24 protein-coding genes are annotated in these 23,000 nt (G+C 32.8%); 13 read left to right on the plus strand and 11 right to left on the minus strand.

The genetic code is table 11. The features are described from left to right. Positions 1-28: 28 nt before the first annotated feature. Positions 29-457: an exosortase F system-associated membrane protein gene (locus FUA22_RS08215; RefSeq protein ID WP_147767490.1), complete on the minus strand. Its 429-nt coding sequence runs from the start codon at positions 455-457 to the stop codon at positions 29-31. Further along, complete coding sequence (gene xrtF / locus FUA22_RS08220) at positions 450-1,001, minus strand: exosortase family protein XrtF (RefSeq protein WP_241664789.1); 552 nt, start codon at positions 999-1,001, stop codon at positions 450-452. Before xrtF ends, FUA22_RS08215 begins: the two co-directional genes overlap by 8 nt. Before the next feature lie 82 nt (positions 1,002-1,083). Between xrtF and FUA22_RS08225 the strand changes: the two genes are divergently transcribed. The 8 genes from FUA22_RS08225 (at position 1,084) to def (ending at position 9,579) form a co-directional block, all read left to right on the plus strand. Further along, on the plus strand, positions 1,084-1,539 hold the full coding sequence (locus FUA22_RS08225; RefSeq protein ID WP_147767491.1) for a GAF domain-containing protein: 456 nt from the start codon (positions 1,084-1,086) through the stop codon (positions 1,537-1,539). Between the two features lie 123 nt (positions 1,540-1,662). Then, a complete protein-coding gene (purH, locus tag FUA22_RS08230) occupies positions 1,663-3,195 on the plus strand; it encodes a bifunctional phosphoribosylaminoimidazolecarboxamide formyltransferase/IMP cyclohydrolase (protein ID WP_147767492.1) in 1,533 nt (510 codons plus the stop codon). A 169-nt stretch (positions 3,196-3,364) separates the two neighbouring features. Next, positions 3,365-4,393 carry a rod shape-determining protein gene (locus FUA22_RS08235; RefSeq protein ID WP_147767493.1) on the plus strand — a complete coding sequence of 343 codons (1,029 nt, stop codon included), beginning with the start codon at positions 3,365-3,367 and terminating at the stop codon, positions 4,391-4,393. A gap of 10 nt (positions 4,394-4,403) precedes the next feature. Beyond that, a complete protein-coding gene (mreC, locus tag FUA22_RS08240) occupies positions 4,404-5,216 on the plus strand; it encodes a rod shape-determining protein MreC (RefSeq protein WP_147767494.1) in 813 nt (270 codons plus the stop codon). Then, positions 5,209-5,715: a rod shape-determining protein MreD gene (locus FUA22_RS08245; RefSeq protein ID WP_147767495.1), complete on the plus strand. Its 507-nt coding sequence runs from the start codon at positions 5,209-5,211 to the stop codon at positions 5,713-5,715. The genes mreC and FUA22_RS08245 overlap by 8 nt, the downstream gene beginning before the upstream one ends. Further along, positions 5,712-7,631, plus strand: a complete 1,920-nt coding sequence (gene mrdA, locus FUA22_RS08250; protein ID WP_147767496.1) for a penicillin-binding protein 2 — start codon at positions 5,712-5,714, stop codon at positions 7,629-7,631. The genes FUA22_RS08245 and mrdA overlap by 4 nt, the downstream gene beginning before the upstream one ends. After that, complete coding sequence (gene rodA / locus FUA22_RS08255) at positions 7,632-8,909, plus strand: rod shape-determining protein RodA (protein ID WP_147767497.1); 1,278 nt, start codon at positions 7,632-7,634, stop codon at positions 8,907-8,909. It abuts the gene before it with no gap. 34 nt (positions 8,910-8,943) lie between these two features. Continuing rightward, positions 8,944-9,579, plus strand: a complete 636-nt coding sequence (gene def / locus FUA22_RS08260) for a peptide deformylase (protein ID WP_147767498.1) — start codon at positions 8,944-8,946, stop codon at positions 9,577-9,579. Between the two features lie 2 nt (positions 9,580-9,581). Here the strand turns inward: def and gldC are convergent, their stop codons facing one another. Continuing rightward, positions 9,582-9,917, minus strand: a complete 336-nt coding sequence (gldC, locus tag FUA22_RS08265; protein ID WP_147767499.1) for a gliding motility protein GldC — start codon at positions 9,915-9,917, stop codon at positions 9,582-9,584. After that, positions 9,917-10,879 carry a gliding motility lipoprotein GldB gene (gene gldB / locus FUA22_RS08270; RefSeq protein ID WP_147767500.1) on the minus strand — a complete coding sequence of 321 codons (963 nt, stop codon included), beginning with the start codon at positions 10,877-10,879 and terminating at the stop codon, positions 9,917-9,919. Before gldB ends, gldC begins: the two co-directional genes overlap by 1 nt. A 92-nt stretch (positions 10,880-10,971) precedes the next feature. Here gldB and nadE point away from each other — a divergent pair, with 92 nt between their 5' ends. Further along, the gene (gene nadE / locus FUA22_RS08275; RefSeq protein ID WP_147767501.1) at positions 10,972-11,760 is read left to right on the plus strand and encodes an NAD(+) synthase; all 789 of its coding nucleotides are present in this window, start codon (positions 10,972-10,974) and stop codon (positions 11,758-11,760) included. Between the two features lie 98 nt (positions 11,761-11,858). Then, a complete protein-coding gene (locus tag FUA22_RS08280) occupies positions 11,859-12,494 on the plus strand; it encodes a response regulator (protein ID WP_147767502.1) in 636 nt (211 codons plus the stop codon). Here the strand turns inward: FUA22_RS08280 and dnaG are convergent. Together dnaG and FUA22_RS08290 are read right to left on the minus strand one after the other, a co-directional pair. After that, positions 12,489-14,447, minus strand: a complete 1,959-nt coding sequence (gene dnaG, locus FUA22_RS08285) for a DNA primase (RefSeq protein ID WP_147767503.1) — start codon at positions 14,445-14,447, stop codon at positions 12,489-12,491. The genes FUA22_RS08280 and dnaG overlap by 6 nt on opposite strands. A 122-nt stretch (positions 14,448-14,569) precedes the next feature. Further along, the gene (locus FUA22_RS08290; RefSeq protein WP_147767504.1) at positions 14,570-15,244 is read right to left on the minus strand and encodes a hypothetical protein; all 675 of its coding nucleotides are present in this window, start codon (positions 15,242-15,244) and stop codon (positions 14,570-14,572) included. A gap of 262 nt (positions 15,245-15,506) precedes the next feature. On the opposite strand from FUA22_RS08290, the gene FUA22_RS08295 reads away from it, so the two are divergent. The 3 genes from FUA22_RS08295 to FUA22_RS08305 all read left to right on the plus strand — a co-directional run bounded on the left by FUA22_RS08295 (position 15,507) and on the right by FUA22_RS08305 (position 18,139). After that, positions 15,507-16,727 carry a sulfite oxidase gene (locus tag FUA22_RS08295; RefSeq protein WP_147767505.1) on the plus strand — a complete coding sequence of 407 codons (1,221 nt, stop codon included), beginning with the start codon at positions 15,507-15,509 and terminating at the stop codon, positions 16,725-16,727. After that, positions 16,728-17,201: a monoheme cytochrome C gene (locus tag FUA22_RS08300; RefSeq protein WP_147767506.1), complete on the plus strand. Its 474-nt coding sequence runs from the start codon at positions 16,728-16,730 to the stop codon at positions 17,199-17,201. A 62-nt stretch (positions 17,202-17,263) separates the two neighbouring features. Further along, positions 17,264-18,139: a sterol desaturase family protein gene (locus FUA22_RS08305; RefSeq protein WP_147767507.1), complete on the plus strand. Its 876-nt coding sequence runs from the start codon at positions 17,264-17,266 to the stop codon at positions 18,137-18,139. Between the two features lie 64 nt (positions 18,140-18,203). Here FUA22_RS08305 and FUA22_RS08310 read toward each other — a convergent pair whose 3' ends face one another. From FUA22_RS08310 to rlmN, 5 genes are all read right to left on the minus strand, one after another. Next, entirely contained in the window at positions 18,204-19,283 is a 1,080-nt protein-coding gene (locus tag FUA22_RS08310; protein ID WP_147767508.1) for a hypothetical protein, read from the minus strand. A 35-nt stretch (positions 19,284-19,318) separates the two neighbouring features. After that, positions 19,319-20,092 carry a hypothetical protein gene (locus tag FUA22_RS08315; RefSeq protein WP_147767509.1) on the minus strand — a complete coding sequence of 258 codons (774 nt, stop codon included), beginning with the start codon at positions 20,090-20,092 and terminating at the stop codon, positions 19,319-19,321. Continuing rightward, a complete protein-coding gene (locus FUA22_RS08320) occupies positions 20,079-20,645 on the minus strand; it encodes an RNA polymerase sigma factor (protein WP_147767510.1) in 567 nt (188 codons plus the stop codon). Before FUA22_RS08320 ends, FUA22_RS08315 begins: the two co-directional genes overlap by 14 nt. A gap of 100 nt (positions 20,646-20,745) precedes the next feature. Continuing rightward, positions 20,746-21,723, minus strand: a complete 978-nt coding sequence (locus tag FUA22_RS08325) for a polyprenyl synthetase family protein (protein ID WP_147767511.1) — start codon at positions 21,721-21,723, stop codon at positions 20,746-20,748. 46 nt (positions 21,724-21,769) lie between these two features. Then, positions 21,770-22,810, minus strand: coding sequence for a 23S rRNA (adenine(2503)-C(2))-methyltransferase RlmN (rlmN, locus tag FUA22_RS08330; protein ID WP_147767512.1), 1,041 nt, complete (start codon positions 22,808-22,810; stop codon positions 21,770-21,772). Positions 22,811-23,000: the final 190 nt, after the last annotated feature.

Raw genomic sequence — 23,000 nt, forward strand, 5'->3', positions numbered from 1 at the left:
TTATTAAATGATTAACATTTAAGAGAGGTTATTTCCTAAGTTTATGATAGTAAAAAGCTGGAATTAGAAGCAATAAAATTATGGGCTGTATTAAAAACCTACGTACATTAAAAAACATATAATAGTCTTCTTGTCTAGGGTTTACAACAAAATACATATAGGCCAACATTAGTAATACATAAGATCCAAAATAGATAATCACTGAAAATTTAATAATGCTCTTACTCTTGAAAAAAACATATAAAATACTCAATGAAATAATGGCATTCAGCACATAACGAAACGTGGTAAACACAACTAATTTGGCTACTTCTCGCCTTGGACTATCTATATATAAATAATCATTTTTAAAGAAAATCAAATAAGGGTCATAGAATAGAGCATCTTCAAAATAACGAACCAAAATCAATAATCCAAAGAGTAAAAAAAGAACAATATATTTTACCGCCTTATTCATGTTGTTGTGCAATTTTTGAAAATCTATTTACCCACAAAACCCAAAGCAATAGAACCATTCCATATATAATAGCCGGAAAAACTACGGTATGCAAAATGTTTTCATACTCCGGATAATGGTACAAACCTATGGTTAATAATACAATTCTGAATAGATTAACTACGTACAACATAACACTACCAGATAGTATATATACAATTGTTGTTTTTATTTTTCCTGAAAAAGCAACTACAAAAGACACAAATAAAATAATGACGCTAAAAGAATTGCAACCTTCAATAACCCTAGCCAAATATTTACCATTAAGAATAAGTTTCATTGAAGGCTCATTGGGGTGGGGAAGTATCTGAGACTGGTACCCAACTGTATTTAAAAGAATTTCTGTTTGTCTCGCTACTAAATTGGTAAAATAATCTGGATAATATTTTGTGCTTCCTGAATATCTCAAATATAAATCATACAACAGGGATAAAGCCCCATAAACAATTAAAAATGTAAGTATAAATTTTACAACCGCCTTATATTTTAAAAAGAGTGCCTTCAAATAGCTATATAGATATATTGTAAATCTTAATTTCGAAATTACACCTTTTTGAATACATTTGCTCAACTATTCACACATAAATATGATTTTTGAGAAATTAAAACCACAGGTTGAATTTATTATTTCTGAAACCAACAAACCGGTTGATACTCGTTTAATAAAAATTTGCAAACTTCTTGAAAAGCATATAAGCTACTATAACTGGGTTGGTTTTTATTTTAGAAATGGCGGCAAAGAAGAACTCATTTTAGGGCCTTATATTGGTGAACCCACAGACCATACTGTAATTCCTTTTGGAAAGGGAATTTGCGGACAAGTTGCTGTGAGCAATGAAAATTTCGTGGTACCAGATGTATCTGCCCAGGATAACTATATAGCCTGCAGTATAACCGTTAAGGCTGAAATTGTCATTCCTATTTTTGTAAATGGCGAAAATATTGGTCAGATTGATATCGACTCCAATACCCCTGATCCTTTCACCGAAGCTGATGAACGCTTTTTAGAGTTTGTTTGCGAAAAAGTGGCTGGAATTTTATAGATATTAACAACTCTTTCTTTTCGATAAAAAAACAGCTTCATTTTTCAGAATTGTTAAGCTGATATTTTACTTGAAATAACTACTTTTGCGTTTTATTACAAATCGCATTAAAATTCAGCAGGAATGAGCAACGAAAAAACCATTAAATCAGCATTAATTTCAGTTTTTAGTAAAGACGGATTAGAACCAATTGTTAAAAAATTAGATGAACAAGGTGTAACCATTTACTCAACAGGTGGTACCGAAAAATTCATAAATGATTTAGGTGTTGAAGTTGTTCCTGTAGAAGACATAACATCTTACCCCTCTATTTTGGGCGGACGTGTAAAAACATTACACCCAAAGGTGTTTGGAGGTATCTTGAACAGACAAAACCATGATGGTGATGTTGCCGAATTAGTGGAATACGATATCCCTCAAATTGATGTAGTTATTGTTGATTTATACCCATTTGAAAAAACAGTTGCTTCTGGAGCTAGTAATCAGGACATTATTGAGAAAATTGATATAGGTGGCATTTCTTTAATTAGGGCTGCTGCTAAAAATTATGCCGATGTAATTTGTGTGTCCTCTGTTGATGATTACGCTGAATTTTTAGAATTAATATCGGCTAATAACGGTACTATTTCAGAAGAAGACAGAAAGCGTTTTGCTGGTAAAGCCTTTAATGTTTCATCCCACTATGATACAGCAATTTTCAATTATTTCAATCAAGAACATAATGAAGCAGCGTTAAAAATTAGTGAAACAAAAGGTAAAGTTTTACGTTATGGTGAGAACCCTCATCAAAAAGGGTTTTTCTTCGGGAATTTTGATGAGTTATTCACTAAACTTCATGGTAAAGAGCTAAGTTACAACAATCTATTAGACGTTGATGCTGCCGTAAACTTGATGTTAGAATTTAAAAACGACGCACCCACTTTTGCCATCTTAAAACACAACAATGCTTGTGGCTTAGCGCAACGTGATAATTTACACCAGGCCTATGTTGACGCTTTAGCTGGTGATCCGGTTTCTGCTTTTGGAGGTGTTTTAATTAGTAATACCGAGATTGATTTAGCTACGGCTGAAGAGATTCATAAATTATTCTGTGAAGTTGTAATAGCTCCTTCTTTTGCTTCTGATGCATTAGAAGTATTAAAAGGCAAAAAGAATAGAATTTTATTAGAAATTCATGATGTTGAAATGCCAAAAATGAACGTAAGAAGTTGTTTAAATGGTGTTTTACTTCAAGACAGAAATAATATTACTGATAAAGCTGAAGACCTAAAGAGTGTAACAAACATAACTCCTACCAATTCTCAAATTGAAGACTTACTATTTGCTTCGAAAATTTGTAAACATACCAAATCTAACACTATTGTTTTAGCTAAAAACAAGCAGTTATGCGCTAGCGGAACTGGGCAAACCAGTCGTGTAGATGCTTTACAGCAAGCTATTCATAAAGCAAGTTCTTTTAATTTTGATTTGAACGGAGCTGCTATGGCCAGTGATGCATTTTTCCCTTTCCCTGATTGTGTTGAGATTGCTAAAAACGCTGGAATTACTTCCGTTATTCAACCAGGCGGCTCAATAAAAGATCAATTAAGCATTGATTACTGTAACGAAAATGATGTGGCCATGGTTATGACTGGAACACGTCATTTCAAACATTAATTTGAGTTAAAAAACGAAAAACCTATAGTCTGAAAATCGATAAAAGACGTATAACAATCAAATGCCTAAAATTAATAGCATTTTCAATGCTTTGATAGGGCGTATATTTAGTAACTTTTATTACATTTACAAGATTTCGTTTACTAACCCAATAAACCACTAAAAATACATGGGCTTTTTTGACTTCCTAACCGAAGAAATAGCAATAGACTTAGGTACTGCAAATACGCTTATTATTCATAACGACAAAGTTGTAGTTGATTCTCCCTCAATTGTAGCAAGAGATAGAATTACTGGAAAAATAATTGCGGTAGGACAGGAAGCTAGTTTAATGCAAGGAAAAACTCATGAGAATATAAAAACTATTAGACCACTAAAAGATGGTGTAATTGCAGACTTTGATGCTTCAGAGCAAATGATAAGTATGTTTATTAAGAACATACCAGCACTAAAAAAGAAGTTCTTTACACCTGCTCTTAGGATGGTTATTTGTATTCCTTCAGGAATTACTGAAGTTGAAATGCGTGCGGTAAAAGAAAGTGCTGAACGTGTTAACGGAAAAGAAGTTTATTTAATACATGAACCAATGGCTGCAGCTATTGGTATTGGGGTTGACATCATGCAACCTAAAGGAAACATGGTAGTTGATATAGGTGGTGGAACAACGGAAATTGCAGTCATTGCACTTGGTGGAATTGTTTGTGATAAATCGGTTAAAATTGCAGGTGATGTTTTCACAAATGATATTGTTTATTACATGCGTACACAACACAACTTATACGTTGGAGAACGTACTGCTGAAAAGATAAAAATTCAAATTGGTGCGGCCACTGAAGATTTAGAATTACCGCCAGAAGACATGAGTGTTCAAGGACGTGATTTACTTACTGGTAAACCTAAACAAGTAACAATTTCTTATAGAGAGATTGCTAAAGCTTTGGATAAATCTATTTTGCGTATTGAAGATGCCGTTATGGAAACTTTATCTCAAACACCGCCGGAATTAGCTGCAGATATTTATAATACTGGCATATATCTTGCTGGTGGAGGTTCCATGTTGCGAGGTTTAGACAAACGTTTATCTCAAAAAACAGATTTACCAGTTTATATAGCAGAAGACCCTTTACGTGCCGTAGTTAGAGGTACAGGAATTACACTTAAAAATTTACCTAAATACAAAAGTGTATTGATAAAATAGGGCTTAAAGCATGCAGCAGATTATAAATTTTATAATACGGAACAAAAATTTCCTATTGTTCTTATCGCTGTTTTTTATTTCAATTGTATTTACCATTCAATCACACTCTTATCACAAGAGTAAATTTATAAATTCTGCCAATTTTTTAAGTGGCGGTATTTACAATTCGGTAAACGACATCAGTGGTTATTTCAACCTTAAATCTCAAAACCAATTACTTTCTGAAGAAAACAATAGGTTAAAAGAATTACTTTTTAATATTGATAAAAATAAAGATTCAGTCTTTACAAACAACACCTCTTTTGAACAAGCCTATAAATTTTACCCTGCAAACATTATAAAAAACAACTTTTCTTTAACCGACAATATTCTAACTATAAACAAAGGCAAAAGAGATAGTATAAAAGAAGATTTTGGCGTAATAACTACCAAGGGCATTGTTGGTATTGTTGACAAAACTAGCAACCGCTTTGGAACGGTAATATCAATTTTAAATACTAATAGCAGGATTAGTGCACAATTAAAAAAATCAGGGCACTTAGGGTCTTTAAAATGGAACGGCAAAAGCTCTGAACTAGTTCAGCTTGTTGACATTCAAATTAATGCCAATTTGAAAAAAGGGGACACTATCATAACATCCGGACAATCGTCTATTTTCCCAAAGAATATTGGTATAGGAACCATTCAAGATTTTAATAATGATGCCGCCGGAAATTTTTATGAGATAAACGTGAAACTATTCAATGACATGACCAACTTAGAACATGTTTATCTTATAGAGAACATACATAGAGAAGAAATAAATACACTTTTAAATGAATAATGCTATTACTGGAAATATAATTCGTTTCATAGCATTAGTATTAGTGCAGGTCATCATTTTTAACAACATAAACTTTCTGGGTTACATAAACCCCTATGTTTACATTTTATTTATAGCATTTTTCCCTGTTAAGAACAACAGATTAGTACTTATTTTAGTAAGCTTTATTTTAGGTCTATCAATTGACATGTTTTTAGATTCAGGTGGCATTCATGCTGGGGCAAGTGTTTTTATAGCCTATGTTAGACCTTTACTTTTAAAATCATCTTTCGGTATGATATATGAGCACCAAACAGTCAGGTTTGGATCTGTCGATTTTGGTTCAAAACTTATCTATATTTCTTTATTAGTGCCGTTGCATCATATTGTTTTGTTTTCATTAGAAATATTTAATATTTCCAACATACTTTTAATACTTGAAAAAACGTTATTCTCAAGTATATTTACTATTTTATTGAGTATAATTATATCTGTTATTTTTAGTAGAAAAACTAAATGAGACAATTTTTACTTTTTGCTTCTATAATTTTTGTTGGGCTTTTATTCATTTCAAGACTATTCTACTTGCAAATTTACACTTCAAGTGGACACGATTTGTATGAAGATAATGCTATTAGAAAAGTTTACGAATACCCGAAGAGAGGTTTTGTTTACGACAGAAATGGAGAGCTTTTAGTCTCAAACCAACCTTCATATGATGTCATGGTGATTCCACGAGAAGTAGAGCCTCTGGATACTATTGAGTTTTGCAGTCTTCTGAAAATTGATAAAGAAAATTTTTTAAAAACTTATAAAAGGGCTAGAAATTACTCTCCAAGACTTCCTTCCGTTTTCGTTTCGCATTTATCAAAAGAAGATTATGCTGTTTTACAGGAAAAAATGCGAAAGTTTAAAGGGTTTTATATTCAAAAAAGGTCTTTACGAGATTACCAAACCACTATTGGCGCCAATGTTTTGGGTTATATAGCTGAAGTTAATCAAAGAGAGATTAAAAATGATGGCTATTATTTAAGCGGTGATATTATTGGGAAACAAGGTATTGAAAAGTCTTATGAAAATGAATTAAGAGGCATTAAGGGCGTAAAATTTATCCAAAAAGACAGATTCAACAGAGATATTGGTCCCTATAAAAATGGTGAAAAAGACACCATACCAATTCCTGGAAAAGATGTCACCATTACCATTGATGCTGAACTCCAGGAATACGGAGAATTTCTGATGAAAAATAAGGTTGGAGGTATTGTGGCTATAGAACCCCAAAGTGGAGAAATATTGAGTTTGATATCAGCGCCTTCATATAACCCAAATTTGCTTGTAGGAAGAAAAAGGTCTGGAAATTACACTAAATTAAATAAAGATTCTATCCACCTTCCTTTAATTGATAAAGGTCTTTTAAGAATGCATGAACCAGGTTCACCTTTTAAAACTCTTATAGCGTTGACTGCATTACAGGAAGGTGCTATAGATGAACAAACTTCAATTAGGTGTTCTGGAGCATACCATTATGGCGGTAGCAGACCCATGGGGTGCCACTGTGGAGGAGGTACTAGAGTACTTAATAATGGTATTTCAAAATCATGCAATTCATATTTTGCTAATGCCTTCAGAAAAACTATTGACAAATATAACAATGCTACTGAAGGGATGAATGTTTGGAGTAGCCATATTAAAAGTTTCGGCTTAGGTGAATATTTGGGCTATGATCTTTCTATTGGCAAAAAAGGAAATATTCCTGATGGCTCTTATTATGACAAGTGGTATCCTGATTTTAGATGGGGATCAACAACCATTATTTCGAATTCAATTGGTCAAGGAGAAGTATTAGTCACCCCTATTCAGTTAGCAAATGTAATGGCTACCATAGCAAATAGAGGTCATTATTTTACACCTCACATCATTAAAAAAATTGAAAATGACACCATACCTTCTAAATACACAAATAAACACGAAACATCAATAGATAAACACCATTTTGAACCTATTATTGAAGGTTTACATGATGTTTATGGACCTAACGGTACAGCTTGGTTTTTAAATGCCTCTGGAATTGAAATTTGTGGTAAAACTGGAACTGCAGAAAACTTTACTAAAATTGATGGAGAACGAAAGCAGTTAACCGATCATTCTATTTTTGTAGCATTTGCTCCTAAAGATAACCCGCAAATTGCTCTTGCCATACTGGTTGAAAACGGCTATTACGGCGCACGATTTGCAGGTAGAATTGCTACTTTAATGATTGAAAAATACATTAATAGGAAAATAACTAGAAAAGATCTTGAAAATTGGATTCTAACCTACACACTAGAACATGAATACATCAAACCGTTTCTTGGAGAACCATTCGAAATAAATGCAAAATCTGGAATGATGACCGTTGAACAATATGATCGTATTTTAGCAGAAAGAGAACAATAAATGAACACAGGTAGAACCAAATATTTCAACTTTGACTGGATTACAATCATACTCTTTTTATTGTTAGTGGGCTTTGGATGGCTAAATATCATATCCGCTTCACACACTGGAGAAACACTTAACTATCTTGATTTCAACCAATCTTATGGAAAACAACTTATATTCATTTTCTTAACTTTTGGTCTCGTTGTTGTTTTATTAGCTATTGACACTAAATTTTATGAACGGTTTTCTAGTGTTATTTACATTATTTCCATGCTTTCCTTGGTTGGACTTTTCATTTTTGGCAAAAATGTAAATGGGGCTACTTCATGGTACGCCATTGGAGGCATGACTTTACAACCTAGTGAATTTGCCAAAGCAGCTACTGCCCTGGCTGTAGCTAAACATATTAGTGATTTAAATACCAATATTAATTCTCTCAAAGATCAAATAAAAACTTTTATAATTATTATAATACCAGCCTTATTGGTTTTACTTCAAAATGATACTGGTAGTACAATTGTATATGGTGCTTTTTTCTTTGTTTTATATAGAGAAGGTTTGCCAAAATACTATTTAACTATAGGAATCTCTATGATAGTTTTAGCTATTTTGGCATTAAAGTTTGGCGCAATTGTTACATCATTTATTGCGTCCATTCTTATTTTTACCTATTACTTTTTTAATAGAAAAAAAGTTTCACTTTTTCAATCTGTATTCATTTTATTGTTGTCAATAGCATTATCATTTGGAGTGAAATTCTTTTATCAAAGTATCTTACAACCTCACCAGCAGGACCGTATTAGCCTATGGCTGCGTTTAGAAAAAGATCCTGCTAAGCTTGAGCAAATGAAAAGAACTTTCGCCTATAACTTAAACGAATCTGAAAAAGCAATCAGTTCAGGAGGTTTTACAGGAAGAGGTTTTATGGAAGGCACAAGGACTACCGGGAAATTTGTACCTGAGCAACATACCGATTATATTTTTAGTACCGTTGGCGAAGAGTGGGGATTCTTGGGCTGTACTTTTGTTGTTGTTGTTTTTGTTTTGTTATTATTACGCATTCTTCATTTGGCGGAATTACAAAAATCTCAATTCAGTAGAGTTTATGGTTACGGGGTAGCATCCATTATTTTTATTCATTTCTTTATAAATATTGGTATGGTGATGGGATTGATTCCAACAATTGGTATACCGTTGCCCATGTTTAGTTATGGTGGTTCTGGACTATGGGCGTTTACAATTTTAATATTCATATTTATTAAATTAGATTCTAACAGGATAAACGAATGGTAGTTAGATAAATATATAGATATACATTTTCACACTAATGAAAAAACTGCTTCTACTTGTCTTCTTTACTATTCTATTTATAAGATGTTCTAGTACAAAGAATATCTCAAGTAACAGTTTTTCTAAATCTGAAATAGCCTTGATTTCCAATGCCGAGGCTTCTAAACCCATGCGAGTTTATAAAATCACCAACAAAAGTGATTCGCTTTTACTCCGTACCAAAAGCAGCTACATTAAACCAAATCCAGATAACGATAATCAACAAAGGTTTATAAAAAGGCTATTTGCCACAGTAAGAGACAGCATGTCTTTAGGTGTTGGTATTGCAGCACCACAAGTTGGAATATTGAAAAACATTATTTGGGTACAACGATTTGATAGAGAAAACTTTCCATTTGAAGTATATTTCAACCCAAGGATTATTGAGTACTCAAATAAAAAACAAACCGTTAAAGAAGGGTGTTTATCAATACCTAATAGATCAGACACGCTGAACACTAGATCTTTTACAATTAAAATTGAATACGATACTCAAAACAATGAGCATAAAACTGAAACGGTTGATGGTTTTACTTCTGTGATTTTCCAACATGAAATAGACCATTTAAATGGCATTCTATATCTTGATCATCTTGAAAAAGAAATGAAAGAGAGTAAAGACAGGAATAATTAGTTTTACTTTTTCAGCTCTAACTTTTCCGCAAAATAATCGCAAAAATCTTTCATAGTTGCGGTCATTTTTTCGTCTTGGGTAGCTCTATTAAAAGTATCGCTCATTGACACCAAGGTTTGATAAAAAAACACCTTCATTTCATCAACTGGCATATCTTTAGTCCATAAATCTATTCGCAAAGACTCCTTTGCATTAGAATCCCAAACACTTAACATTATAGCCTTTGCCTCTTCATTACTTATTCCTCCATCTTCAGCGGTCCAGTGCAAATTCTCTGGTACTCTATTTTCATCCAATTCTATATTCAACTCAATCTTAGACTTATGCATTCCAGCCATTACTTTTTTGGTTTATATTTTGTGTTATTGTAAATTTCGTTAGGGCTCGTTATTAGCATTTTTTCTAAAGAAACATCATTCTGCTTCATATAAGATCGCACTATTTGCCAACCAATATATTGCCCTATTCGTCCAGGAGAATCAGCATCGATTTCTTCTAAATAAAACTTAGAAAATGGTGCTGGATTTATAAATCTACCAGGTAATTTAGAATCTGTACTAAAAAGTAATTCGCGTTCAACAAAATAACGCCAAACTTCACTTTCATTAACATCTGCCCAATCTAATTCTTCCTGAGAATACCCGATGCGTTGTGCCTCTGTTCTAAATGGAATAACTACATCTTTAAAATAAAGTTGCTTCCCGAAAAAAATCATCTCATCTAAAAGTGTTTTGTTTTGACTTTGGAAAATATACTTTTTAGCATATTCGGTTGCTAAATCAACAACCAATTGTTCTTTTTCAAAATTAGCGCTTATGAATTTCGGTATATTGGCATAAAACTCATGCTCACCTCCTAAATAATTATCTAATGCTATAATTGCAATGGTATCAGTTACAATTACCTTATTTCTGTAATCTACATCACTTGTAGTGGTAATAACCCTAGGTGGATTAAATGTTCCAAAATAGTATTTAATATGATTAAAAAGCATCTCTATTTCTGCTTCCTCACTTTTAAAACCTTGAAAAGTATTTTGAACTTCACTAAATAGCATTTGTTGTAAGGTGTCTGACAATTTAGCTATCCAAAAAGAATCCTTGAATTTTTCTGAAAACATGAATGGATATGCTTTCTTTAACTTAGGAAGGCCACTAATGTTTGATTCCGAAAAAAACACATCAAAACGTTCAACACTTATATCAATATTTATTTTAGCTATTTCCTTTTCTAGCTGACTTTCTTTTTTACAAGAAATGACAGCTATTAATATCAATGAAAACAATAGAAAATTCTTCATATAAAACTTAAACGACATAAATTTTTATTAATTGAGTGTTTCGTTTATTTTTGTTGGCAAAGGTACTATTCTTAGATTTAAATTCATCTAATATGCAAACAGAAAAAGTTGCTAAACATATTGTTAACTGGTTAAAAGATTATGCTACAAAAGCAGGTGTGAATGGATTTGTTGTTGGTGTTTCAGGAGGTATTGATTCTGCCGTTACTTCTACATTATGTGCTAAAACCGGCATGAATGTTTTGGTTGTTGAAATGCCTATTCACCAAGCTGAAAGTCATGTAAGCAGGGCCCAAGAACATATTGAGCAACTAAAAAAGAGATTTGACAATGTTAGCGATACACGTACAGACTTAACTCCAGTTTTTGATGAGTTTAAAACCGAAGTTTTCCTTGATGGTGATCAAGCTACTGTAGATATGGCCTTGGCAAATACCAGAGCTCGTTTAAGGATGACAACACTTTATTATTATGCAGGCCTTTATAAGCTGTTAGTAGCTGGAACTGGTAATAAGGTTGAAGATTTTGGAGTTGGTTTTTACACAAAATATGGCGATGGCGGTGTAGATTTAAGCCCTATTGCAGACTTAATGAAATCTGAAGTATATAAATTAGGTGAGGCTCTAGAAGTTCCCGAATCTATTATGAATGCTGCCCCTAGCGACGGATTATTTGGTGATGCCAGAAGTGATGAAGACCAAATAGGTGCCTCTTACCCAGAATTAGAGTGGGCCATGAAAATGGACGATCAAGGAAAAACTGAATCCGACTTTGAAGGCAGAGAACAAATCGTTTTTAAAATTTTCAAGCGTTTTAATACTTCCAATAAACATAAAATGATTCCTATACCAGTTTGCAAGATTCCTAATAATCTGATATAATTTTTGTTAAATATTCAGGAAATCATTACTTTTACAGTTGCATATTCTCTCAATTTATAATTATCTCTCAAAAATAATTATGCAAAACAACCAAAATTATGATAAAGTTATTAATAGCAGACAATCACCCTATTACCAGAAAAGGACTAGAAGTTCTTTTTTCGGCTTCTCCTAACATAAAAATTGTTGGAAGCCTTGATGATGGTGCAGCCATCTTGGATTTTGTTAAGAAAAATCCTGTAGACATTATTTTAACCGAAGCAGATTTCCCTAAACTAAACGGTTTAACATTGTTACGTCACTTAAAAAGTGATCATCCAGATATTAAAACCATTATATTTAGTGGTCAGCCAGAAGAAGTTTATGCAATAAATGCCATAAAAGCAGGAGCTGCTGGTTATGTATCAAAAACTGTTAATGTTATTACAGTTAATGAAGCCATTATGAAAGTAAACGACGGTGGAATTTATTTAAGTAATGAACTGACACAGCAATTAGCATTTGGAAATCGTGTTGGAAAAAGCAGCGGATCATTTTACAAAAAACTTTCTACCAGAGAAGCAGAAGTACTTAAACTTTTAACAGTTGGTAGAAAAAATAAAGAAATTTCTAAAGAACTTGATATTAACGAAAAAACCGTTAGTACTTACAAAGCACGATTGATGCGTAAATTGAAGGTTACTAATTTAGTGGATTTGGTAAATCAAGCTAAACTTTCAGACCAGTTATTATAAAACCCTGTTAAGTTTTCTAGATAGTAGCATTTTTAAGCCTGAGTAGTCTTTAACTTCTTCAAGAACATTCTTATTTACATCATTTTTATGTTGTAACGTTTCTTGCTGAAACTCTTTTACCTTTTGGTCTATTAAGAAGCAACGCAGGCTTAAAATTGTTTCACTAACTAACTGCGCTACAGTATTTATCTTTTCTTTTGGGAATATATTCATTCGCTGCCAGTCATCCAGAACATAACGTTCATCCTCCATTAAAATGGTTGTGATTTGGTTTGATGTTTCTTGGTCAACTGAATTTATAAACATTTTAAGATCAAAATCCGGATTCTGATTAAGCCTATCAATTATAGTGTAATACAATGCTCTAAACTGTTCGTTGGAAAACTGCATCTCATCATCTTGCAAGTCCAAATAAATTTTCTCAAAAACCTTTGCCTCTTGAATAACAGGTTCTAAAATTAAATCACCCTTATCATTCTCCTTTAAGACAAGATCTTCAAAATCTTCAACTTTATTTCCATAGAGTAATAATAACTCTATGATCTTTCGTTCTAAAACATATTGTACATCAACCTTTTTTACTGGTTGCTGATGTTTTATAACTTCAAAAGCTTTTTGCTCTTTTTTAAATTGTTTGTTTTCTTCTTGAAATTCTTTTTTATTGATTTGGGCCAAAGTACTAAACAACACTTCTTCACTTATATCCATTATTCTGGCACATTCCTGAATATATATTTCCTTTTTTATTCTGTCAGGAATCTTAGAAATACTGTTTACAATATCTCTAACAGTTTCGGCTTTTTTAATAGGATCACCTTTAGAATCTTCATATAAAACAGAAGCCTTAAACTGAATAAAATCTTTTGATTTTTCTTCTAAATACAATGATAACTCTTCAAGGGTATTCTGTTTTGCAAAACTATCGGGATCTTCACCCTCCGGAAACGTACAAACCTTTACATTCATACCTTGCTCAAGAATCAAATCAATCCCACGCAGTGAGGCCCTCATACCCGCTGCATCACCATCAAAAAGAACCGTGATGTTTTTAGTCAACCTATTTATCAACCTAATTTGCTCAGAAGTTAAAGCTGTACCTGAGGAAGACACAACATTCTTAACACCAGTTTGATGGAATTGAATAACATCTGTATAACCTTCAACTAAAAAACAATTGTCTTCTTTAGCAATGCTCTGTTTGGCATGATAAATACCATAAAGCACTTTACTCTTATAGTAAATTACACTTTCTGGCGAGTTCACATATTTAGCCGCTTTTTTATCATTTATTAGAATACGACCCCCAAATCCTAAAACACGCCCGCTCATACTTTTAATAGGAAACATCACGCGACCTTTAAACCTATCAAAACGTTTATCTTCTTTTACAATTGTAAGACCTGTTTTTCCTAAATAATCAATATTATAGCCTTGTTTTAAAGCTTCATCAGTAAACGCCTGCCATTCATCTAGAGAATAACCCAAGTCAAACTTTTTAATAGTTTCTTCTGTAAATCCACGCTCCTTAAAGTAACTAAGACCTATAGATTTCCCTTGATCTGTTTTATGAAGAATTTTTTGAAAATATGAACTTGCAAACTCACTTACCAAATACAAACTCTCGCGCTCATCAGCAGCTTCTTTTTGTTCATTTGTTTGCTGAGTTTCCTCTATTTCTATATTATATTTTTTTGCCAAATATTTAATTGCCTCTGGATAGGTAAAATGTTCATGCTCCATTAAAAAAGCTACTACATTTCCTCCTTTACCAGTACTAAAATCCTTCCATATTTGTTTTACAGGAGACACCATAAAACTCGGTGTTCGCTCATCACTAAAAGGGCTTAAACCTTTAAAATTACTACCTGCTTTTTTAAGATTTACAAAGTCTCCAATAACCTCCTCTACTCTGGCGGTTTCAAAAACTTGATCTATGGACGATGGTGATATCAATTGACAAAAAAATTGCTTAGAGTGTAAATGTAATATTAATGAATTGATTTTAAAATTAAAAAAGCTTCCTAAATTTAGGAAGCTTTTTTAGTTAGTCACTCAAATCAAATCACAAATCAAACTTATTCTTTAGAAAGGTTAACTCCTTGTTTTAATAAGTATAAACCCATTACAGCTAACCATATTACTTTCACATGAAAGATTGGTTTATATATTTCAAAGTTATCGGCAATGGTTAAAATAATTCCCATAGCCACCAATCCTAATAAAATTGTAAACCATCCTAACCACGTACTAACAATTTTCCATTTCACTAAACCAGCACCTAATAACACAAGTCCAACACCAGAGAAGATTCGCCCAAATCGAACAAAACAAGTAACATATTGATTAGTATACAATATACTATTCATAAATTCCTGAATTTCCGCAGCTGATTTTCCTGCAGTTTGCCCAACACCCCAAGCACCGTAATTGTAATAATAAGCTGAAGCTATTGCAAGTGTAAATGTACCTACAATAACCATTCCTGCTCCCGGTAATATTAAGACTCTATGAGGTTTCCTACCGATTACTGATACTAATGCAAACATGGCAATTGCCATTGTTACCCAACCAAATATAAATATACGGTACATCCAAATCCAATACCAAACATTCTCTCCAATAGAAGCAAAATCTTCAGCAACAAAATACTCACCTACATGATGAGAGGATAAGGCCCAACCTCCCCATAACATAAGTGCGGCAGCTATAAATGACCACCCTGTAAACTTAGTTTCAAAACTTTTTTCCATAAATAATTTGTTTTAACAGCTTGTAAAGTAGTATTATCCAGTGGTATCTATTGTAACTTTTGTTTCATAAGGGTTTTTAATTATAATTAACTTTCTACCCTTACAGCCAAATCTTGATATATGTAGTTAGATCAATTTTACAAGATTCGTGCTTTTAAATAACACCCAAAGATGTCAATAATTCTAATGTTGTAACATTAGTTACAGAATAGTTTTTCAGATATTGTAATTTGTAGTGCTATAACTTTATATTTTATCCATTTTGAAACGAAGAGAATTTGCTAAAAAAGCCACGTTAAGCTCCCTTGCAGCACTTATTGGTGCAGAAATTGTTTATGGTTCCAGTTTATTAGAAGATTACAACCCTCTGGCTTTGCAGGATCCAGATCCTTTTAAAATGTTCAATAAACATAAGGAGATGGTTGTTCTTAATGACAAACCATGGAATATTGAAGCCCAAGCTCATTTGCTCGATGATAATATTACCCCGAATTCTTGCATGTTCATTAGAAACAACGGACTTATTCCACAAGAAATTGATGCAAAAAAATGGACACTAACGATTGACGGAGAGTCTGTTCTTAAAGAAAAAACATATACGCTTGATGAATTAAAATCTAAGTTTAAACAATATACATATCAATTAACTTTAGAATGCGGTGGTAATGGCAGGAGTGAATTCAATCCACCAGCGAAAGGGAATCAATGGACTGTTGGTGCTGTACATTGCGCCTCTTGGACAGGTGTACGGTTAAAAGACGTGTTAGAAGATGCTGGCATTAAATCCAACGCTGTATATATTGGTTATCATGCTACAGATACGCATTTAAGTATGGACCCAACCAAAGAACCAATTTCTAGAGGATGCCCGATGTCTAAAGCGCTTCAAGATGAAACACTTTTAGCTTTTAAAATGAACGATGAAGATATTCCTGTAGCACATGGTTATCCACTTCGTTTAGTTGCTGGAGGTTGGCCAGCGTCTGTTTCAGGTAAATGGGTAAATAGAATTAGTATTAGAGATAAAGTTCATGATGGCACAAAAATGACCGGTACTGCCTATAGAGTTCCTTGTAATCCTGTTGCTCCAGGAGATAAAGTGAAAGATGAAGACATGTGCATTATTGAGTCTATGCCTGTAAAATCATTAATTACATATCCAAAATCTGGAGCAATTATTAAAGAAGGAAAGAGCTTAAATATAAGGGGACATGCTTGGGCTGGAGAATTAGAAGTTGGCAAATTAGAATATTCTATAGACTTTGGATCAACATGGAAAACATGTTCTCTTGAAAAGCCAGCTAACCGTTTGGCGTGGCAACATTTTACAGCTTCTGTAGATTTTCCTAAAAAAGGGTATTATGAAATTTGGGCTAGAGCGACAGATTCTCTAGGAAATTCTCAACCCATGTTATTACCAGGATGGAATCCAAAAGGATATTTAAACAATGCATGTCATAGAATTGCCGTAAAAGTAAGTTAGATGTCCAACGAAGAAATTTTTAAAAAATATATTAAAAAACTCTATTGGCTAACAACCATATTTTCTAGCCTATTTATAGTTACTGGCGGGTTACTTGTTTTTTATTCAGTCAATCCATCGTTTTTCAATTTCAAGAAGGAAACCACAGTTAATACTGTTTCTGTAGAGGAAGATGATTATGACAAAATAGAAAATGGTATACATGTAAGAACTGGATTAATTGAAGCCGAAGGACTAACAGCTGTTGTTAATAATTGTACTAATTGTCATTCTGCCAAATTAGTTATTCAGAATAGGATGAATAAAGAACGATGGAACTCCACTATCAGGTGGATGCAAGAAACGCAAAACCTATGGGATTTAGGTAAAAACCAAGAGATTATAGTTAATTATCTAATTACAAATTACCCGCCTTTAGAAGTAGGAAGACGAGCTACTCTAAGCAATATTGATTGGTATGAGTTAAATAATTAAACCAATATCTAAAGGTTAGTAGATTTTTAAATTAATTGATAAACAAATAATATAAATTAATTATGGACAAATATTTAGATGCATTCATTAATGCTTTCACCGGCACTGTTGACTGGACATGGAAATCAATAATTTTTGAGGTTCCGTGGTACACAAATTATTTTTGGGGACTTGTAGCAATTTCACTAGCTGTTTGGCTTTTAGAAATAGCTTTCCCTTGGCGCAAACAACAATCTGTTATTAGAAAAGATTTTTGGTTAGATGGCTTTTATATGTTTTTTAATTTTTTCATCTTCTCTATTGTTATTAGCGGATTTTATAAAATTTTAGAATTACTATTTGCTGAAATTAGTATTAGAGCTAAAACTTTTGCCCTTTTTGATATTTCAGAGTGGTCAATGTGGGCGCAACTTCTTGTGTTCTTTATCATTCTAGATTTTGTACAATGGTTTACACATGTATTACTACACAAGTATTCCTTTCTATGGAAATTCCACAAAGTGCACCATAGTGTGAAAGAAATGGGGTTTGCGGCTCATTTAAGATATCATTGGATGGAAAATGTTTTGTATAAACCACTAAAAACTTTCGGAGTAATGTTAATAGGTGGCTTTGAACCGGAACAAGCTTTCATAATACATTTTATTACTATAGCCATTGGACATTTTAATCACTCAAACATTAAAATTACTTGGGGACCACTTAAATATATCTTTAACAATCCAGTTATGCATTTGTACCATCATGCATATACCTTGCCTAAAGGCAAATATGGTGTGAATTATGGGATTAGTTTAAGCTTATGGGATTATATCTTTAAAACAAATTATATTCCTGAAGATAGCGGAACCGTTGAAATTGGGTTTAAAGGCGATGATAAATTTCCAAAAGATTTTATTGGGCAAAATATCTATGGTTTTAAAAAGGGCCAAAAATAGTTATGTAGACTTCCCAATAATACTAAAAAATAAAAAAGGCTTCCTTAAGGAAGCCTTTAATTTTTTAATCCATATCAAATCGTACGCCTATTGATATATTGTTTTGGTCAAATTGTTGGTCTTTAAAAATGGGTGACAAATCATACTTAACATAAAGCGCCGTATCTCCAAAAGCCACATATCCACTTAAACCATATACCAAATCAGTAGTATTAAGTCCGCGTTTTTGTTTGTCTTTAATGCGTTCACCATCCAACTCATACTTAAGTTTTTGTCGTGTACCAATATTAAATCCGGCATAACCACCCAAGCCAATTTTGAATTTGTTATCAGTTGAATATCTAAAATAAGTATCATTATTTATTCGTCTTGAAGGACCAAATTCTAAATGCATAGGAAACACCAAATTAGTAATAGACAATTTTGACTTTTTTAAATCTTGAGGAAACTCTTCTAAAACGGTTTGATTACCCTGTTTTACAAAATACATATTGTCTTTAGGTTTCAATCCATTAATTTGAAACGAATACCCGTATTTGAATCTAACGAAATTCGATTCTTTAAATACACGCGTTTTCCACGCCCACCCAATTTCAAAAAACCGAGAGCCACCAATTTTATATGGCGAATCATCTAATTTTTCACCTTCAATAATAGCATTATTCAATCCGAAAGCCAGAACCATATCGCTACTGGTGCGTCTGTCATATTTTTTAGGCTTATTCTTCCCATTTATGTTAACACCTACAAAGCTACCATCTGAACCTCCAATTGAAATTCCAGCCTTAGATAATTCTTCGTTATCATGGGTTTTATATCCCTCTTCGTTTCTTTCTAATAGGGCTATTTTGTTATTTACAATGGTTATTCTATTTTCAATGTTCATTGCTCTTTTTTTAGCAGCTTCTTTTTTTAAGGCTTCAGCCTCGGTATTTGTCATTTCAGCTTTTTCTAACCTACGGTTAATAGCTTCTACTTCAGCTTTTAAAAAGTCTTTTTCTTCCTTCGTAATTTTTTCCTTAATGGTTTTTAATGTTTTAATTTTTTCCTTATTATTTATCTTTTGAATAGTGTCTTGTGCATTGATTAATTGCACACTCAGACATAACGCCATTAGCGTTAAATACTTTGTAATAGTTTGCATAACTGTTCGTTTATTTAATTGATGAATATTATTTATTATTCATTACGCGCGGCAACTGCAGTTTTTACCGTTCCGTAACTTTCCCTTAGGGCTTTGAAAACTCTATCTCTGAATGATCTATCTAAATCTGCTTCAACGTCTTGAAGCAAAGCATTAGCGTCAACAATTCCTGTGCTTTCATTATATAATTGCTTTAATGTTATTTCTCTTTGTGCTTGTTGTAACAAGTCTTCAATTTCTGTATCTGTCACGTGGCTTTTGTTTTCTTTTAACTTTTGAACCTGAGCGACCACCTGCTGTATTTTTTGTTCTTCAAAAGTCAATTTATCTTCTAAAATTTCAGTTGTCTCCTTTATGGCCTTAACTTCCTCAGGCTCTGCTATATTTTCAGCTACTACTATAGGTGCTGTTTTTACAACTGGGTTTGCTTTTTGTTTTGGTAATTCCTTTTTTGCCGAGTTCAACTCGCCGTTATTTTCAGTTGAAACAATTGCTTCAGGTATGCTTTTTATTTCCGATTTAAGATCTGCTCTTGATTTTTCAGGCTCAACTTCATCAATTATCTTTGGGTTTTCCACTACCTGATTTTCAATAACATCTTGTGTTCCATTATTCAAAAATTGAGTAATCACAAATAGTATCCCTACAATACTAGCAGCAATACCATACCACCAATACACATTCTTATTATTTCTTTTCTCATCAGTTTCTAGTTGCCAAGACAATTTATCCCATGCATTCTCCGATGGTTGTAACCTTCTCTTTTCAAGCTTTTCTTTTATATGCTCTTCAAATTTAATTGGTGCCATAGCTTGTTATTTTATTTAATTCTTTTAATTTTTCTTGAAGCATCTTTCGTGCTTTAAATAGTTGTGATTTTGAAGTACCCACACTAATGTTAAGCATTTCAGCTATTTCATGGTGTTTATAGCCTTCAATAGCGTACATAATGAATACCATTTTATATCCTTCAGGAAGTGCATCAATGTGTTGTTGTATTTCTGCAACTTCCAAATCTGTATTTATATTATTGGTATAATCATTCTTAATTTCAACTTCTTCAACAGGAAATTCAATATTCTTTTGTTGTCTTAAAAACGAAATAGATTCTCTTACCATAATACGTCTAATCCACCCTTCAAAACTTCCTTCCGCTTTGAAATTTTTTAAGTTTAAAAACACTTTGAAAAAACCATTAAGCATGGCCTCTTCAGCCTGTTGTAAATCTTTTATATAATACCTACAAACACTTAACATTTTGGGAGCATGCAACTCAAACAAAACGTGTTGCGCCTCACGATTGTTTTTAATTGCTCTTTTTATAAGAGCAGATTCATTCTTATGGAGTTGTATAACTTTCAAAAAAGGATTCATTTTGCTTTCTATTATTACAGACGCAATTTTTATGCAAATGGTTGCCTAAGGATTAAAAAAAACAATAAAATAACAGGAGAACTGTTAACTATTTCTTTCTGTCAATTACGTAATTCACCATAAGCTCAAGAGAATTTTTATAGTCAGAATCTGGGTAATCTTTTAATATAGTGAGCGCCTCTTTTTGAAAAAATTTCATTTTAGTAATAGCATATAGTAATCCTCCATTGTCTTTTACAAAAGCAATAATTTCCTTTACTCTTTTGGCGTCCTTATTATGGTTTTTAATAGAGTTTATTAACCACTTTTTGTCTTTATTTGAAGCATTGTTAAGAACATGAATTAGAGGCAATGTCATTTTTTGCTCTTTAATATCAATACCTGTAGGCTTACCTATCTGTTTATCGCCGTAATCAAATAAATCATCTTTTATTTGAAATGCCATACCAATAAGCTCACCAAACTTACGCATCTTTTCAACATCTTGAGAATCTGGCTTTACAGAGGCTGCTCCTAAACTGCAACAAGCAGCAATAAGAGTAGCTGTTTTTTGCCGAATGATTTCGTAATAAACATCCTCTGTAATATCAAGTTTTCTAGCTTTTTCAATTTGAAGCAGCTCACCCTCACTCATTTCACGAACAGCAATAGATATGATTTTAAGTAAATCAAAATCATTATTATCTATAGAAAGCAACAAGCCTTTTGACAGTAAAAAATCACCTATTAAAACAGCTATTTTGTTTTTCCAAAGTGCATTAACTGAGAAAAAACCTCTGCGTCTATTACTATCATCAACTACATCATCATGAACTAAGGTAGCCGTATGGATTAATTCAATTACTGAAGCTCCTCTATAGGTACGTTCACTAATTTCACCATTGGACACCATTTTGGAAACCAAAAACACAAACATAGGCCGCATTTGTTTTCCTTTTCTATTGACAATATAGTGGGTAATTCTGTTTAATAAAGCAACTTTGCTAGACATTGAGAGTTGGAACTTTTGCTCAAAAAGGTCCATTTCAAAAGCTATGGGTTGTTTTATTTGTTCTACTATTTTCAAACTTTTGCTTTAAGGAAAATCAAATATAAGTTTTAGTAAGTTATTTTCAACTTTTATTTGCCAATTGTCCGCAAGCTGCATCAATATCTTTACCTCTGCTACGTCGAACTGTTACAGTTATATTATTAGCTTCCAGAATATTTTGATACATATCTATAGCTTCAGGTTTTGCTTGTTGAAAAGCGCCATTATCGATAGGGTTATACTCTATTAAATTCACTTTACTTGGTGCAAACTTGCAAAACTTAACCAAAGCGTCTACATCCTTTCGTTTATCATTAATCCCATCCCAAACAACATACTCATAGGTTATTCTGTTTTTTGTTTTAGCGTACCAATATTCTAACGCTTCTCTCAAGTCTTTAAGCGGAAATGTTTTATTAAATGGCATAATGGTATCTCTAACCTCATCTATAGCTGAATGTAATGATACTGCTAGTTTGAACTTAACCTCATCATCCGCCATTTTTTTAATCATTTTTGGCACACCTGATGTTGACACTACAATACGTCTAGGTGACATACCTAATCCTTCTGGAGATGTTATTTTTTCAATTGCTTTTATGACATTATTATAATTCATGAGTGGTTCGCCCATTCCCATAAAAACAATATTACTCAAAGGCCTATTATGATATAATTTACTTTCTTTATCAATAGCAACTACTTGATCGTAAATTTCATCTGGATTCAAATTACGCATACGTTTTAAACGAGCAGTAGCACAAAATTTACAATCTAAACTACATCCTACTTGACTTGATACACAAGCCGTTGTTCTGCTACTTGTAGGAATTAAAACGGATTCTACTATTAAGCCATCATGTAATCTAACAGCATTTTTCACAGTTCCGTCATTACTGCGCTGCATGGTATCAACCTCTATATGATTGATAACAAAATTGTCTTCAAGCATTTGGCGGGTGTTTTTTGATATGTTAGTCATATCATCAAAAGTATGAGCCGATTTTTGCCATAACCACTCATAGACTTGGTTGCCCCGAAAAGCTTTATCACCTTCTCTTACAAAGAACTCCCTAAGTTGCTCTTTTGTTAATGCTCGAATATCTTTTTTGTTTTCTGCCATAGGTTGTGCAAAAATAATGAAAGGATTTTCTATATATGCTTTTTGAATAACGAATTATACTTATAGTTTAGGTTTGCATTAGGGATTGAGGCTTTGTTGGAGCTCTTCTTGAATTGTTGCACCTATGCAATACAAAAAAGCGACTGCCGAAAGCCCGACCCCTTGCGGGTAATGCCCTAAAATGAATTTA

The sequence above is a fragment of the Seonamhaeicola maritimus genome (assembly GCF_008056315.1).
In the GTDB taxonomy this organism is placed as follows: Bacteria; Bacteroidota; Bacteroidia; order Flavobacteriales; family Flavobacteriaceae; genus Seonamhaeicola; species Seonamhaeicola maritimus.